Below are 1,618 nucleotides of genomic sequence, written 5' to 3'. Positions count from 1 at the left end.
GTCCGAGTGGGAGGCGGGCGGCTGGGCGGAGCCGAGGCCGTCGCGGCGCAGCGTGACGACCAGACGGGCGACCAGCCAGGCCGCTCCGGCGAGTGCGAGGACGATCCAGAAGGTGGTCATGGCAGAAAGTCTGCGCCCGTGGATAACGCGCCACGAGTGGCAGAACTGACGCCTACCGTTGACATTCCGCCACGCCGTGCCGATGCTGGGCGCATGCTCCGTTCCGTCGCCGCCATCGCCCTGCCGAACGTCGCTCCCTTCGAGCTGGGGGTCGCCTGCGAGGTCTTCGGCATCGACCGCCGGGACACCGGCGGCCCGTCCTTCGACTTCACGCTGTGCGGGATCGAGCCGGGCGTGGTGCCGACGAAGGGGGCTGGCTACTCGATCATCGTCGAGCACGGCCTGGAGGCCACCAAGGACGTCGACCTGGTCATCGTGCCCGCCTACGGCGACACCGGCGACGTGCCCGAGGTCGTGCTCGACGCGCTGCGCAACGCCCACGCGCGGGGCGCCTGGGTGCTCAGCATCTGCAGCGGCTCGTTCGCCCTCGGACAGGCGGGGCTGCTGGACGGCCGCGAGTGCACCACCCACTGGATGTACACCGACGAGATGTCGCGACAGTTCCCGGCCGCCCGGCTCAACCCCGCCGTCCTCTATGTCGACGACGACCACGTGATCACCAGCGCCGGCACCGCCGCCGGCATCGACGCCTGCCTGCACCTGGTCCGCCGCGAGCTCGGCGCCGCCGCGGCCTCGGCCGTCGCCCGCCGCATGGTGGTCCCGCCGCACCGGGACGGGGGACAGGCGCAGTACGTCGACACGCCGCTGCCGTGCGACGCGGACACGCTCGCGCCACTGCTCGCCTGGATGGTGGAGAACCTCGAGGAGGAGATGAGCGTCCCCGACCTCGCCGCCCGGGCGTTCGTGTCCGAGCGGACGTTCGCCCGCCGGTTCCGCGCCGAGACCGGGACCACGCCGGCCGCCTGGGTCACGCGGCAGCGCGTGGTCCGCGCCCAGGAGATGCTCGAGCGGTCCGACGCGAGCATCGAGGAGATCGCCCGGCTCTGCGGGTTCGGCACCGCGGCCGTGCTCCGGCACCACTTCGCGCGGACGCTCGGCACCAGCCCGCAGGCGTACCGCCGGACGTTCGCGCCGGTCGCCGTCGGCTGACACGAGCGAGGCCCGCACCCCGAGGGGGGGTGCGGGCCTCGATCAGCCGTTCGTCAGCGCTGGAAGGCGGTCTCGACGAGAGTCGCCTGCTGCGCCTGGTGCTTCTTCGCGGACCCGGCCGCCGGCGACGCCGACTCCTTGCGCGAGACCACCCGGAGCGTGCGGCCGAGCAGCTGCGGCAGGTGCATGGACAGGAACGTCCACGGCCCCTGGTTGCGCGGCTCGTCCTGCACCCACACCAGCTCGGCACCGTCGAACGGCGCCAGCGCCGCGCGGGCGCCGTCGCCGTCGAGCGGGTAGAGCTGCTCGATCCGGACGATGGCGGTCTGCTCGTCGCCGGTCTTCACGCGGTGGGCCAGCAGGTCCCAGTAGACCTTGCCCGAGCAGAGCAGCACGCGGGTGACCTGCCCGGCCTTGGCGGCGGCGAGGTCGTCGCCGATCACCGGAC

The 1,618-nt window shown here is 73.2% G+C and carries 1 protein-coding gene and 1 pseudogene; one reads left to right on the top strand and one right to left on the bottom strand.

What is annotated here, in order from left to right; genetic code table 11:
• The first annotated feature begins 213 nt into the window (after nt 1-213).
• Complete coding sequence (locus tag ACXJKG_RS21040) at nt 214-1,170, top strand: GlxA family transcriptional regulator (RefSeq protein WP_456847660.1); 957 nt, start codon at nt 214-216, stop codon at nt 1,168-1,170.
• Between the two features lie 53 nt (nt 1,171-1,223).
• Here ACXJKG_RS21040 and kgd read toward each other — a convergent pair.
• Nucleotides 1,224-1,618 (bottom strand): annotated as a pseudogene (kgd, locus tag ACXJKG_RS21035) (multifunctional oxoglutarate decarboxylase/oxoglutarate dehydrogenase thiamine pyrophosphate-binding subunit/dihydrolipoyllysine-residue succinyltransferase subunit); the annotation flags it as partial.

The sequence above is a fragment of the Cellulomonas sp. P5_C6 genome (assembly GCF_054049635.1).
Note: the sequence above shows the minus strand (reverse complement) of the source record. Positions and strands in the feature narration are given on the sequence as shown.

Bases quoted from the DNA above. Each gene is read 5' to 3' on its own strand.
- ACXJKG_RS21040 (WP_456847660.1), top strand. From the start codon at position 214: ATGCTCCGTTCCGTCGCCGCCATCGCCCTGCCGAACGTCGCTCCCTTC.